The organism is Moorena sp. SIO3H5 (genome assembly GCF_010692395.1).
Classification (GTDB): domain Bacteria; phylum Cyanobacteriota; class Cyanobacteriia; order Cyanobacteriales; family Coleofasciculaceae; genus Moorena.
Window position 1 is genome coordinate 1 of the sequence record NZ_JAAHHS010000201.1, and the last position, 13,867, is coordinate 13,867.

A 13,867-nucleotide genomic window follows, 5' to 3' on the forward strand; every position below is an offset into this window, starting at 1 on the left:
AATTTTTTAAGTAATGCTTTTAAAAAAAACCTCTTTAGAGAATTGGTTTCCTGTTAATACTGAAACTTCTGCTTCGATTTTTTGAGAGTTTGATTTATTTAGTTCTTCAATAATTCTTTGTTTATCAGTTTCAATAAGTCTTCTTTCTTTTATGTCTTCCTTTTGATCTCTTGGTGAGGTAAAAAAGCTAGTGATTCCTAACCCTAGAGCCATTAGATTCATACCTGTAAATGAAGTTGCTAAAGCTAATCCGCTTAAAAACAGTCCTCCATAAGTAGATAAACCACTCAATATTGCCAGGGATTGAAATTTCTCCCGTTTCTCTTTTCTTGGACTTCTAAAACAAGGAAATTTTGTAATGATAAGCTCATCAATTAAGCTTTTATATTGAAATAAACTCTCTTTGACTTCTTTAAGGGCTTTTTCACTACCATTAAATTGATTGATTTTTTTTCTATACTCCTTATATTCAGTGCTTTCTCTAAGTTTAGCAATATCATCTGCTTTTAATCGAGAAATTCCTTCTTCAAAATCTAATAATCTTAGCCATGAATCGTAGAAAATATCATCATCAATTCGTTCTATTTTCGCTAATAATCCCCTACTGATTTCGATTTTATCTTTGTGCATTGAGCCATATATTATGTTACAATTAAGTATCTTTGGAAGAGTAGTTAAATAAGACGCTTGGGCAATATCAATAATTTCTTTCTGATACTGTTTCCAAAGATTTTTTTTGTGCCTTTTTTTTAGCATTGTAGGAAGATCATTTAAAAAAAATGCCATTCCCAAACCAGATTTTGGATAACGATAGCTTTTGTGTGATTCTCGCCATTCACGGGCAATTGTATGAATAAGATCACATAGTTCTTTTCCGATTCTTTGCTTAATTATCTCACTATCAAATAAACGAAGGACATCATCTGCATATGTTGCTGATGCATCACCTAAACTGTATCTTTCTAGTTTTGCTTTCCCTTCAATATACTGTATATCAAATAATTTTTGATAATTTTCTTTTGTTAAAGTATCATTAGAAGATGATGTCCATTTACACTTATCCCAACTAATAAATCCTTGAAGAACTTCTATTATATTTGGTTTTTCTATGATCTGCGGACTTCCAGCTGTTTCGGTTCTAATATCAATAGAGTCCCTAATTCCGATTGAAAAGTTTTCAGGGGTAAGACAATTAATTAATTCGTCATTATCTCTAATTAATTTTCTAAAGTTACGATTACCAATAATTTGGGAATCAGACAGTAAAATACGATCCTCAAACAGCAATGAATTCATAAGATGAGATTTCAGCGTTTTTTTCTTATTATTGTCTAATGATAACTTTAATGTATCATCAGCAATCATCATAAATGAGGAAAAGTTTGTCATTAATAATCTTATTTTTCGTTTTTAGGGCGTGTTTACAAAGTTAAGGGCTAAACATGCAACTGTGTGTGATCGATATCACCTATATGTTAGGACAAAAACGATTGGTTTTCCAAACCCTTCAGCTATGATGTAGTTTTTTATAGACAAACCTTCCTTACTACGTCCTAATGCTTGGTTTTGTTGCCCCCTTTTGCGACCGCCGCGTGTTGATGTCCTCTAACTCAGGGGGGGTGGCATGCCAGCTAAAGTCTGTAGTGGGTAATGAGTTTAGCCCATGAGTTACAAAAAGATACATGCTGTTTTGGGCGCGACCTTAGACGTAGTTATAAGGGTTTGAGCTTCCATAAAATCATTCGTAGGGTCAATTTGGAAGTTTATATTCCCTGAGATAATTGGAATCAAAGCCTTATATAGCAAGCTTTTTAGAGCTAATGTTACCCCCTCAGCTAGAAATACTTGATACCTAAATCAAGACCCGCCAAATTACCAGTATAGCTACCTTTCTCTTTTCGGTTAGCATCAAAGCAGAATTGGGCGTAATAACCGTCGGCTCGTCTGGCCACTCGTACCCGATTCATTTTGAGTCTGAACAAGTGCTCTCGTGTTTCATAGTTGCAGAATACAGAAAACCGACCAGCCTTGAACCCGTCAGTGAAGTTAATGGTCATGCAATCAGGTTAAAGTTTCCGCCAAATCAAAGATTATGGCGGGAGCCTTCTTGATGAATTTTAGGTAACAAAATAGTTAGCAATGTGTCAGCAGTCAGCCCTCAGCCCTCAGCCGTGAGCTAAAAGCTCACGCTACGCGAACAGTTTTTGGCTGATAGCTGATAGCTGAATGCTAAATACTTACTTCAATAAGACAAACTTGGTGTCTTGTGAATATACTTTTCATCTGCCAGTTGCTTGACTATAAAGTCAGCAACATCAGGACGAGAAATTTTGAGTTTTGATGTCTTATCGTTACTTGGAAAGCCGTGTCGGTAGTTGCCAGTGCGATTCCCATCTACAAAGGCTCCAGGACGAACAATTGTCCAGTCTAGACCGCTTTGCAAAACATAGTTCTCTTGCCTTTGATGATCAGCAAACACGTTCCGTAACAGGAATCCAAACATGATATACTTCCAGAAAAAGTTAAGATTTTCCCAACTATCTCCTGCTCCAAGAGTTGATTGACAGATAAAGCGTCGGATACCTGCTTTTTCCATGGCGTGAATGATCTGTTGCGTTCCCTCTGACCGGATTGTCCCTGTCATATTCTGACCTGCTCCGAGTACACACACCACTGCTTCTTGACCTTGGACCGCCTTCTCCACTGATGGGAGATCCATAACATCCCCCTGAACAACCTTGAGATTTTTGTGGTTGATATCTAGCTTGGCGGGATTCCGTGCAAACGCTGTAACCCTGTGTCCCTGCTCAAGAGCCTGTTCCACCACCTGACGACCTGTACCACCGGTTGAACCAAAAATAAGTATATTCATATTCTTGATACTTTCTGCTTAACAATCACCCTTACAGCTTAGAAAGGCGATTGATGCTAAGCTATCTAGTTCTTGTGGTACTATCACAATCTTGCGATCGCTTTTCACATTGCGATCGCTTTTCACATTTTTGCTGGAAACTAGCCCAACCTGAATATAATCGGAACTAGACGCACTGGATTTGGATAATGAAGAATCCTACTATCCAACAGCCTCAAACAAATGGCTTATCCGAGAAGTCTCCCCAAACTCAAAGCTGGGAGAATATTCGAGTCCAACACTTCCAACATCCTGCTGGAGAGGGAAATTGTCATTACAATGATGAGCATACCCTTTCTATCTCCCTTGCTCCTCGTCCCGTTCGCTTGCTGCAAATTCAGGCCGGTAAAACCTATACAGGGCTGTATAAAAAAGGAGACATGTCCATTACCCCTGCCAAGACACCGTTTTTTGCTCGGTGGGACAGTGATGATAATTACTTGCAGATTCGGCTTAAATCTCAGTTTATTCAAAGTGTTGCTAGCCAAACCCTAGAACAGAATCCCGATCGGCTAGAATTACTGCCGGAATTTCGGACTCGCAATCCACAGATTGAAGCGATCGCAATCATGCTACTCACTGAACTTCAACAGGAATCTTCAGGCAGCACACTTTACATTGATTCTCTGGCTAACGTCTTAGCAGTCAATTTACTGAGGCAGCACGCAGCTACCAAACCTCAGTTGCCAATTTACGAGGGTGGCTTACCCCTGCGTCAACTCCAGCTAATTATAGATTACATTGATACACATTTAGATCGAGATATTAAACTGGCAGAATTAGCTCAATTGCTAGACATGAGCCAATTTCATTTCAGCCGTCTATTTAAGCAGTCAATCGGCATGTCTCCCTACCAATACTTGATCCAGCAACGGGTAGAACGGGCGAAGCAGTTGTTGAATCAAAAAGACCGATTAATTGTGGACATTGCCTTAGAGTGTGGGTTCAACAGCCACAGTCATTTAAGCAAAAAGTTTCGAGAATTTACGGGCATGACACCAAAAGCATACAGAGCAAATTAATCCTCTTATCGTGAGTATCCCCTTCGGAAACCAACCATGATACAGTATGACCCATTGCAGTATTTCCCCTCTGCAGAAGAGCTACCAGATTCCGACGATACCCCTGTGGATAATGAATTACAAATCCTAATTCCCACTCTATTAAGAGCAGTACTATCTTGGCTGTGGTCAGAGCGCCAAGATTGGTTCCTAGGGGTCAACATGGGAGTTTACTATAAACCTAAAGAACCGGCTATTGTCCCTGATGGTTTCTTAAGTCTAGGGGTAGTGCGACGTAAGAGTGCAAAGGGAAGGCTCAGCTATGTGCTATGGGAAGAAAATTATATAGTTCCCCAATGGGTGTTAGAAGTTGTTTCTCAAACCCCAGGGGGTGAGTACGACCAAAAGCTGGAAAAATACGCTCAACTAGGAGTACTTAATTACACCATTTATAACCCCCACCATTGGCGACGGGATAAGCATGAGCCCTTTGAAGTGTATCGCTTGGTAGACGGGGAATATATCAGACAATCCGGTGAACTGATAGAGATACCAGAACTAGGCTTGTTAATTGGACGAGAACAAGGGATATACCAGGGATGGCAACGAGAGTGGTTATACTGGTACGATTTCCTTGGAAATCGCTTATTGACACCAGAGCAAATTGCTCAACAGGAATATCAACGAGCTCAACGGTTAGCGGATTATCTCAAAACAATGGGGATTGATCCAGAAACCCTACCGTGAAGGGCAACCCTAACCATCAACCTTTGATCAGTAATAATCTATCCTCGATCAATTTCAAACCCGACTTTCCGGATAGAGAGTAAAAGGGATTGCTATACTAACCACAGCATAGATGGTAAAAAAGCGAGATTTGTTGTAGGATATGCAGCCCACTGACGCCAACAAGTTTACAGATAAAGCCTGGGAAGCGATTGTTAAATCTCAAGATGTCGCCCGTCGGTGCAAAAATCAACAGCTGGAAGTCGAACACGTTGCGATCGCATTGTTGGAACAAGATGGGCTACCCAATCGGATTCTATCCCGTGTCACTGTTGATGTTAACCGGTTCCAGCAACAACTGGAAAATTTTGCTAACCGCCAACCTAAGGTCGCTAACCTAGACCAATTGTACCTTGGTCGTGGTTTGGATGTGATGCTCGATAATGCGGAAGCCTATCGCAAGGCTTTGCAGGATGAGTATATTGCAGTAGAACATCTGTTACTGGGTTTAGCGGTGGATGAACGGGTAGGACGCCGCTTGCTCAAAACCTATAACCAGGATGCCGCCAAGCTCGAAGAGGCCATTAAATCCATCCGAGGCTCTCAAAAGGTCACAGACCAAAATCCCGAATCCCGTTACGAAGCCTTGGAAAAGTACGGACGGGATTTGACCGAAGCCGCTCAAGCCGGAAAACTTGACCCAGTGATTGGTAGGGATGAGGAAATTCGTCGGGTGGTTCAGGTGCTCTCTCGTCGGTCCAAAAATAACCCCGTGTTGATTGGAGAGCCAGGGGTAGGAAAAACTGCGATCGCAGAAGGACTAGCCCAACGAATTGTGAATGGAGATGTCCCAGAATCCCTCAAAAACCGCCAGCTGATTTCCTTAGATATGGGCAGCTTGATTGCAGGTGCTAAATATCGGGGAGAATTTGAAGACCGACTTAGAGCTGTACTCAGAGAAGTGACCCACTCAGATGGTCAAATTGTCCTGTTTATCGATGAATTGCACACCGTAGTCGGAGCTGGTGCTAGCGGTGGCACCATGGATGCAGGCAATTTACTCAAACCAATGCTAGCTCGGGGAGAATTGCGTTGTATTGGAGCAACTACCCTTGATGAGTACCGGAAGCATATTGAAAAGGATGCTGCTCTAGAACGTAGGTTTCAGCAAGTCTATGTTAAGCAACCAACTGTAGAAGACACCATTTCGATTTTGCGGGGACTCAAAGAACGCTATGAAGTCCATCACGGGGTTAATATAACCGACTCAGCCTTGGTAGCAGCAGCTACCTTATCCCAGCGCTATATTACTGACCGATTTTTACCCGATAAAGCCATTGATTTGGTAGATGAGGCAGCAGCCAAAATCAAAATGGAAATTACCTCCAAGCCAGTGGAATTGGAAGCTACTGACCGCAGGCTGATGCAGCTGGAAATGGAAAAGTTATCTTTAGAAGGGGAAGATAAGCGAACCACTGCCACCACCGCCACTTATAGTTCTGCCCAAGAACGGTTAGAGCGCATTGAAAAGGAAATTGTGGTTTTACGGGGGAAACAGGAACAACTCAATAAACAATGGCAGTCGGAAAAGCAACTGTTACAAGACATCAGTGCCTTAAAAGAGGAGGAAGAACACTTAAGGGTACAAGTGGAACAGGCAGAACGGAATTATGACCTGAATAAGGCAGCCCAGCTAAAATATGGCAAATTAGAAGCTTTACAGCGGGACCGGGAAGCCAAAGAAAGTATGATGCTGGAACTCCAATCAGGAGGTACTGCTCTGTTGCGAGAACAAGTCAGTGAATCCGATATTGCCGAAATTGTGGCCAAATGGACCGGAATTCCCCTGAAGCGATTGCTGGAATCAGAGCGCCAGAAGTTATTACAGCTGGAAGGACATTTACATAAACGGGTGATTGGGCAAACAGAAGCAGTTTCCGCTGTAGCTGCTGCCATTCGTCGGGCTAGAGCAGGGATGAAAGACCCCGGGCGTCCCATTGGTTCGTTCTTGTTTATGGGACCAACTGGGGTCGGTAAAACCGAATTAGCTAGAGCACTCGCACAGTTTCTGTTTGACAGTGAAGAAGCTCTGGTGCGGATTGATATGTCCGAGTATATGGAAAAACACGCAGTTTCTCGGTTAGTAGGTGCCCCACCAGGATATGTAGGGTATGAAGAAGGAGGACAACTCTCAGAGTCCGTGCGTAGGCGTCCTTACTCAGTAGTATTGCTCGATGAGGTGGAAAAAGCACACCGGGATGTATTTAACATTTTGTTACAGGTACTTGACGACGGACGAATTACCGACTCCCAAGGCAGAACCGTCGATTTCCGGAATACCATTATTGTCATGACCAGCAATATTGGCAGTGAGCATATTTTGGGAGTAGCTGGGGATGATTCCAAGTATGAGGAAATGCGCAAACGAGTGACAGAATCCTTGCGATCGCATTTTCGCCCAGAATTTGTGAACCGGGTCGATGATGTGATCATATTCCATACCCTAACCAAGGATGAATTGCGGAAAATTGTCGGGATTCAACTCAAACGGATTGAGCAGCTGTTGGCAGAGCAAAAGATTACCCTGGCAATGTCCGAGCAAGCTCAAGATTATCTAACCGACGCTGGATATGATCCCGTCTATGGTGCTCGTCCCTTAAAGCGGGCAATTCAGCGGGAGTTAGAAAATCCCATTGCTACTAAGATTTTAGAAAATATGTTTATCGAAGGGGATACCATTTTCATTGATTGTGGAGATCAAGGCCTGACATTTAGTAATAAAGCACCCAGTCAACCAGTAACAGCAAGTGAATCAGTTGTTCCAGCTGTTAGTTAACATTAGGGAGCAGGGAACAGGGAACAGGGAACAGGGAACAGGGAACAGGGAACAGAGGGAATAGTTTGGGTTACCTCCGTCAGCATATGCGCTACGCGCACGCTGGGCGAACAGCAGTCAGCCGTCAGCCGTCAGCCTTGGCAAAAGACCACACTACGCGAATAGCTGATAGCTGATAGCTGATAGCTGATAGCTGATAGCTGATAGCTGATAGCTGATAGCTCACCTTAAAACTGGAAGTAAAGAAATTCGGAAACTCGGTTAAGAGACAGTAGGCAAAATGTAGCGATTAAGCCAATACCTGTTGCCCAGTACCAGCTAGGCTTAAAGTGTTTCATGATTTGCTGGGTATTAGGCAAAAAGGTAACCCCTAGGATTAGTCCGAATAGTACCATAAAGGTTTTTTCTAACCCTATAGGTGGCAGAAGAACTTTCATCTCTTGCCACTCCTTAAATTGGATACCTAAAGGGGTTAACCAACCCAAGGTATTTTGATAAGTAGTAGGTAAGATAACCCCCTTGAGTCCTACCATTGCCTGTAATATTCCTAGACCATCACTAATACTAGTTGCCCGAAACAATACCCACGTACTCACCACTGCTAAAAATGTCACCATCCAAGCTAGAATTTTTGGCATCGATAGCTTCATTTGTCGCCAGCTATGATTAATTACCAAAAATAAGCCATGGAGTCCCCCCCAAATCACAAATGTCCAGCCAGCACCATGCCACAATCCTCCGAGAAGCATTGTGGCTAATAAGTTACCATATTGACGTAGACGACCGCGACGATTACCACCAAGAGGAATATATAGGTAATCCCGGAGAAAATTGGACAAAGTAATGTGCCAACGTCGCCAAAAGTCACTGATAGATGTCGCTTTGTAGGGGGAATTAAAGTTAATCGGTAGCCGGATATTTGTGATTAATCCTAAGCCAATGGCCATGTCAGAGTAGCCGGAAAAATCGAAATACAGTTGAAAGGTATAACTCAATGCCCCAACCCAAGCTTCTACAAAGGTGAGTTGGTCAGTATTATTAAAAATAGTGGCTACCCAGGGAGATAGATTATCTGCGATCGCAACTTTTTTACCTAAACCTAGAATAAAGAGGCTCAGCCCCATTCCCATGTTTTTCCAGGAAAACAGGCTATTGCGTAACTTCTCAAACTGGGGCAATAGTTCATCGTAACGGAGAATTGGACCGGCTATCAGTTGGGGAAAGAAAGACACAAACAGGCTATAGGTCATGAAATTATACCTACACTTTTTCGTTTCCCCACGATAAGCATCAACAATATAGGCAATTTGGGTAAAGCTATAAAAAGAAATCGCTAAAGGAAGTAAGATTGGTGGAATAGTGATACTTGTGCCTAAAATGTAGTTTAATGAATCTACGAAAAAATTAGCATATTTGAAATACCCCAAAATCGCTAAATTAAAACCAATACCTATCCAAAGCAGCAGTTTAGTTTGCTGTTTATAACTAACTACTGTAGATACTAGGCTTGATATTTTATCGGGTTTATTAGGAGCCGCACTATCCTCTCCACTTCCTTCATCTAACAGAATTACTAGCTTCTCTATCTGTTTGCCAATGACATAGTTACCACTAATTGAAATTATCAACAGAGGCAGATAAGCAATTTTCCAATAACCATAAAAAAATAGGGATGCTAACGTCATCCATACCCAGGTGGCTTTAACCACACGGAAGCGACTTAAGCCAAAAAAAACCACCAGGGTAATGGGAAGAAAGCCGAAAATAAAAGCGTATGAGTTGAATAACACGGTAGATGACTCTTAGTAAGTAGGAAATGCTAGCAATATTGCTGTTTATTAACAGTCAATAGTGAATAGTCAACACTAAATAGCTAAACCGAAACAGTCAACAGTCAACACTAAAGAGTCAACGGTCAACACTCAAACAATTTTTGGATAAGGGACAATTATTTTATAAACACCCTGCATCTCCCTTACCTTGTCTAGAACACGAATTAGATGGGTTAGTTCACCCATACTAGCCCATGGATCGCCCTTGAAATCCAGGAAAATACAGTTGTTGATTTAATCATAAGTATGATTGAGTGGGTGAAGGAGGTTCTCTCCATCAATGTCAAATCACCAATCAGGATATCTAAGGATATCAAATTATGGTTCTCTTAGTTGAGCCAACTTGGCTAATTTGTGGTGATTTCCTAACAAAGCCATATGAGCTAGTTCTATGTCTGTTGACTTCACTGTAGCGATTCCGACCTATAATGGGGCAAACCGTTTACCATTACTGCTCGAAGGACTGCGATCGCAAATTTCACTCAACTCCATCAGTTGGGAAATTATTGTCGTTGACAACAATAGTAGCGATGATACTGCCCAGGTTATTCAGGACTATCAAAGCAATTGGGATTTATCTGTCCCCTTAAGATATTGTTTTGAACTTGAACAAGGATCAGCATTTGCCAGGTTGCGAGCTGTCCAAGAGGCTAAAGGTGAATTAATCGGTTTTTTAGATGATGACAATTTACCTGATCCCAACTGGATTGCTGAAGCCTATGACTTTGGTCAAGAGTATCCTAGGGCAGGAGCCTACAGTGGTCAAATTCACGGTGATTTTGAAGTCGAACCCCCAGAAAATTTTGATCCCATCAAGCAATTTCTCGCAATTCGGGAACATGGACCAAACCCCCATCCCTTTCAAGCCGAAGAAATCAGGCTACCCCCAGGGGCAAGCTTAGTAGTTCGTAGAAAAGCTTGGCTCGATAGTGTGCCACCTCGTCCCAGTTTGACAGGCAAACTGCCCGGATTATTCGTGCAGGGAGATGATTATGAGCCATTGCTGTATATGTACAAAGCAGGTTGGGAAATTTGGTATAACCCCGCCATGCATAGCTATCATAAGATTCCCCACTGGCGTCTTCAGAGAGATTACTTACTCACTCTCGCTCGTGGCTGTGGTTTAGCAACCTGTCAGCTCCGCCTGATTAATGCTACCTTTTGGCAAAAGCCCATGGTAATTACCAGAACTTTATTGGGAAATTTGCGCCGAGTTATCCTACATTTCCTTAAGTATCGAGGACAACTTAAAACTAATCTCATTGCCGCCTTCCAACTAGAATTCTTCTGGGGCAGTTTGATTAGTCCATTTTTTGTTATTAGAAAGCTTTTACAAAATAAGGGAACAGGGAACAGGGAGCAGGGAACAGGGAACAGGAAGCAGGGAACAGGGAACAGGGAGCAGGGAGCAGGGAGCAGGGAGCAGGGAGCAGGGAGCAGGGAGCAGGGAGCAGGGAGCAGGGACAAATAATTAACGAAAATACTATTATTAGAACATTTTTTTGAATAGGTAGTTTAGTTTTTCAAAATAACATAACTTTGAATATTAATTAATTCCAAAAACTTATTTTATTTTTTTTTCTTCCGATTCCCGATTCCCGATTCCCGATTTCCGATTCCCGATTCCCGATTCCCGATTCCCGATTCCCTACTCCCTACTCCCTACTCCCTTTCCTATCATGACCCAAATATCCTTAATTATTCCAGTTAGAAATAGGCAACACTATACTCAGACTATTGTGAGTCAAATTTTTCAGCAAATTCCTCAAGCAAATACTGATAATACCTCAGTTATATCAGTCATCATAGTAGATGATGGTTCCACAGATGGCACCATAGAAATGATTAGAAGTCAATTTCCCAATGTTTACTTAATTGAAGGAGATGGCAATCTTTGGTGGACAGGTGGGATTTGTCTCGGCATGAACTATGCCATAGATAAATTAGACTCCGATTACCTAGTCTGGCTAAATGATGATATTTATCTGTCAGACAATTTCCTTAACAACCTGATTAATATTTGTCAGTCTCCACTGTACAATAATACAATTGTTGGGGGTATTGTCCGGGATACAACCTATTCCGATTGGATTGTGTTCAGTGGCATGCATAAAAAACAGCCAATTCGGAGTATGGATTATTTTGCGACAACAGAAGCTAGGTCTGTCGATACCCTAAATGGTAATATAGCTATCATCCCCAGAGCAGTCGTGGATAAAATTGGGTTTCCAGATGCTGATAGATTCCGACATTATGGCGGTGACTTTGAGTTTGTTAGTCGTGCTAATAAATCAGGCTTTAATGTAATTTTGTCAAGTAAACTCCAAGCCACTACTGATTATAATGTAAATGACTTGATTCGTTATATGCCCCCTTTACTACAATGGTATCTCCAACCGGATAAAGCCAAAAGACTACATATTTTGAAAGGATTCACTAATTTAAAGTCAAATTATAATATCTGGCATATGGTCAATATAATTTATCAAGACTCACACCATGTCCCTTTCTGGAGGTATGCTATTTTATATGTTAGGCAAGTTATTAAACTGTTAGTCAGTGATTTTTTACTAAAAAATCAAACTCAAACAACTCTCAAAAACTATTTGAAGCAGCAAAATGCTCCACAAGAAACTATTAAAGTGATTATGAACTATAGAACTAAATCAGTATAATATGGTTTTAATATCTATAATTATACCAGTTTATAATGACGAACAAACTATTAAACAAACTATTGAATCGGTTTTAAATCAGACAATTAGTAATTTTGAACTAATTGTCATTAATGATGGCTCCCAAGACTCGACAGGGGAAATAATTTCTAGTATCAAAGATGTTCGATTAAAAATTTTTTCCTATCCCAATGCTGGTGTCAACTCAGCCCGTAATCGTGGATTATCCCATGCTTCAGGAGATTATATTGCGTTCCTAGATGCCGATGATCTCTGGCATCCGGATAAATTAGAGTTCCAGTTCAACGCCTTACAAGCAAACCCCCAAGCCGCCGTTGCCTATAGTTGGACAAATTACATTGATGAATCAGGTCAGTTTTTGCGGCGAGGTAACCATATCACTCTCAATGGTGATGTTTATCCTCAGCTGTTGCTAACTGATTTTTTGGAAAATGGTTCTAACGTCCTAATTCGTAAGAAAGCATTTGACACAGTTGGTCAATTTGATGAATCCCTAACCCAGGCAGAAGATTGGAATATGTGGCTGCGGCTCGCAGCTCATTATTCCTTTGTCGCTGTACCATACCCACACATTTTATATCGAGTCTCTGCTAATTCAGCCTCTTCTGATACTTCCAAGATGGAAGCAGGTTGTTTACAAGTAATTGAACAAGCTTTTGCTGCTGCTCCTGATTCTCTACAATATCTCAAAAAGCACAGCCTCGCTAACCTCTATAAGTACCTAATTTTCAAGGCTCTTGAATCCTCTCCACAACGACACCAAACCCTAGCCGCACTCCGATTTATTGGCCATGCTCTCAGACATGATCCAAGCTTTTTACTGACAAAGGTTACCTTAAAAGTATTGTTGAAAATTATCCTATTACTGATATTACCTGCTCCTCAGTCTACTGCATTACTGAATCGATTTCCAAAATTGTTTAATACTACCACTATTCTCGGATATCTACGAACAGAACCTTAGACGGGTGTATCGTAATCAATCAGCATTCAGCATTCAGCATTCAGCATTCAGCTTAAGCGCACGCTACGCGAACAGCCAAAGACCTTGGCCTTCGGCTGTTCGCGTAGCGTGCTAACCTTCAACCTGCTAACCTTCAACCTGCTAACCTTCAACCTGCTAACCTTAAACCTGCTAACCTTCAACCTACTAACCTTAAACCTACTAACCTTAAACATACTAACCTTCAACCTACTAACCAAAAAAATAGCCGCAGAAATACTTTCCACGGCTAGTAATTTTCGACTATGCACTGAATTTTCTCACCTATCTGTTCCCTAAGCGAACAGACCGGAGCCTTTGCCCTGGGGGGAAACCCCCCCAGAAATTTAGCGATGCAGCGCGGTCTTGGGGGTTTCCCCCATGAGCGACTGCATCAAGACAAGGTTTAACGCCAAATCCAGTATCTCCTCATGATCGTAATAAATTGGCCTGGAATTCCAGTGGGTTGAAGAGGACTCCAATCCGAAAGCTGTGCATAGCCCATGGCATTAAGGATATGCATGGTATGGCTTATTTGCTGGCGAGTTCCCTTCAGAATATACGGAACAAGGAATTCTTTTTCGGAAAACTCCTCAGGAGTAATCTTCCCAGTGATATCCTCTGGATTGTTGTCTGAATTTGGCAGAAAATTGTGATGCATAGTCTAAAAAAGGCTTTTAGGTTTATAAATATAATTATAATGATTATACTTTATTTTGTCAAGGGTTTTTAAAATTAAGAATTAAGAATTAAGAATTAAGAATTGGGAATGAAGTTCCCTATTCCCTGTTCCCTATTCCCTACTCCCTACTCCCTGCTCCCTGCTCCCTGCTCCCTGCTCCCTACTCCCTATTCCCTATTAGATCGGAAGAGCGTCGTCTTC

11 protein-coding genes are annotated in these 13,867 nt (G+C 41.6%); 6 read left to right on the forward strand and 5 right to left on the reverse strand.

Going from position 1 to position 13,867, the window contains the following annotated elements; genetic code table 11:
- Positions 1 to 6: 6 nt before the first annotated feature.
- The 3 genes from F6K52_RS20600 to F6K52_RS20610 all read right to left on the reverse strand — a co-directional run bounded on the left by F6K52_RS20600 (position 7) and on the right by F6K52_RS20610 (position 2,872).
- Positions 7 to 1,368 (reverse strand): hypothetical protein, encoded by a 1,362-nt coding sequence (locus F6K52_RS20600; RefSeq protein WP_293081809.1) that lies wholly within the window; start codon positions 1,366 to 1,368, stop codon positions 7 to 9.
- Positions 1,369 to 1,835: 467 nt separating this feature from the next.
- The gene (locus tag F6K52_RS20605) at positions 1,836 to 2,057 is read right to left on the reverse strand and encodes a hypothetical protein (protein WP_364418802.1); all 222 of its coding nucleotides are present in this window, start codon (positions 2,055 to 2,057) and stop codon (positions 1,836 to 1,838) included.
- Positions 2,058 to 2,242: 185 nt separating this feature from the next.
- Positions 2,243 to 2,872, reverse strand: coding sequence for an SDR family oxidoreductase (locus tag F6K52_RS20610; RefSeq protein ID WP_293081812.1), 630 nt, complete (start codon positions 2,870 to 2,872; stop codon positions 2,243 to 2,245).
- Between the two features lie 188 nt (positions 2,873 to 3,060).
- On the opposite strand from F6K52_RS20610, the gene F6K52_RS20615 reads away from it, so the two are divergent.
- The 3 genes from F6K52_RS20615 to clpB all read left to right on the forward strand — a co-directional run bounded on the left by F6K52_RS20615 (position 3,061) and on the right by clpB (position 7,474).
- Positions 3,061 to 3,933 carry a helix-turn-helix domain-containing protein gene (locus F6K52_RS20615; protein WP_293081815.1) on the forward strand — a complete coding sequence of 291 codons (873 nt, stop codon included), beginning with the start codon at positions 3,061 to 3,063 and terminating at the stop codon, positions 3,931 to 3,933.
- Between the two features lie 36 nt (positions 3,934 to 3,969).
- Positions 3,970 to 4,659: a Uma2 family endonuclease gene (locus F6K52_RS20620; protein WP_293081818.1), complete on the forward strand. Its 690-nt coding sequence runs from the start codon at positions 3,970 to 3,972 to the stop codon at positions 4,657 to 4,659.
- 142 nt (positions 4,660 to 4,801) lie between these two features.
- On the forward strand, positions 4,802 to 7,474 hold the full coding sequence (clpB, locus tag F6K52_RS20625) for an ATP-dependent chaperone ClpB (protein ID WP_293081820.1): 2,673 nt from the start codon (positions 4,802 to 4,804) through the stop codon (positions 7,472 to 7,474).
- 227 nt (positions 7,475 to 7,701) lie between these two features.
- Here clpB and F6K52_RS20630 read toward each other — a convergent pair whose 3' ends face one another.
- On the reverse strand, positions 7,702 to 9,264 hold the full coding sequence (locus tag F6K52_RS20630) for an MBOAT family protein (RefSeq protein ID WP_293081822.1): 1,563 nt from the start codon (positions 9,262 to 9,264) through the stop codon (positions 7,702 to 7,704).
- Positions 9,265 to 9,697: 433 nt separating this feature from the next.
- Between F6K52_RS20630 and hpsE the strand changes: the two genes are divergently transcribed.
- The 3 genes from hpsE to F6K52_RS20645 all read left to right on the forward strand — a co-directional run bounded on the left by hpsE (position 9,698) and on the right by F6K52_RS20645 (position 12,966).
- Positions 9,698 to 10,777: a hormogonium polysaccharide biosynthesis glycosyltransferase HpsE gene (gene hpsE / locus F6K52_RS20635; protein WP_293081825.1), complete on the forward strand. Its 1,080-nt coding sequence runs from the start codon at positions 9,698 to 9,700 to the stop codon at positions 10,775 to 10,777.
- A 208-nt stretch (positions 10,778 to 10,985) separates the two neighbouring features.
- Positions 10,986 to 11,981 carry a glycosyltransferase family 2 protein gene (locus F6K52_RS20640; RefSeq protein ID WP_293081828.1) on the forward strand — a complete coding sequence of 332 codons (996 nt, stop codon included), beginning with the start codon at positions 10,986 to 10,988 and terminating at the stop codon, positions 11,979 to 11,981.
- Position 11,982: 1 nt separating this feature from the next.
- Positions 11,983 to 12,966, forward strand: a complete 984-nt coding sequence (locus tag F6K52_RS20645; protein WP_293081830.1) for a glycosyltransferase — start codon at positions 11,983 to 11,985, stop codon at positions 12,964 to 12,966.
- Positions 12,967 to 13,390: 424 nt separating this feature from the next.
- Here the strand turns inward: F6K52_RS20645 and F6K52_RS20650 are convergent, their stop codons facing one another.
- A complete protein-coding gene (locus tag F6K52_RS20650; RefSeq protein WP_293081833.1) occupies positions 13,391 to 13,645 on the reverse strand; it encodes a hypothetical protein in 255 nt (84 codons plus the stop codon).
- Positions 13,646 to 13,867: the final 222 nt, after the last annotated feature.